Here is a 383-nt window from a genome sequence, read left to right as displayed (position 1 = left end):
GTGGCCCCGTTCACCGTCAGCTTGCCGTTGGCATCGACCGTGACGTTGCCGGTGTTGGCGACGGTCGAGCCCTGGTCAACCGTCAGCGCGCCGTTCGCCAGCACTTCGATCGTGCCGGTGCTCGCATTCGTGACCGTCTCATGGTCCAGCGCATTGCCGCTGCCGCTGACCTTGAAGGCAGCATTGTTGTTCAGGATGCCGCCGCTCAGAGTGGCGCCTCCCGTCAGGTCGATCTCGCCGTTACCCGTGACCGTCCCGGCACCGCTGATCGTGGCCCCGTTCACCGTCAGCTTGCCGTTGGCATCCACCGTGACGTTGCCGGTGTTGGCGACGGTCGAGCCCTGGTCGACCGTCAGCGCGCCGTTCGCCAGCACCTCGATCGT

Annotated in this window: 1 protein-coding gene; it reads right to left on the bottom strand. The window is 66.3% G+C overall.

Translation table 11 applies throughout. The features are described 5' to 3' along the window. The coding region (locus AC0L2J_RS34775) for a hypothetical protein (protein WP_473395984.1) at positions 1 to 383 on the bottom strand (383 nt) is incomplete at both ends.

The sequence above is a fragment of the Bradyrhizobium sp. MV1.5 genome (assembly GCF_055807615.1).
The sequence above is the reverse complement of the archived record's forward strand: the minus strand, read 5'-3'. Positions and strand labels throughout refer to the sequence as shown.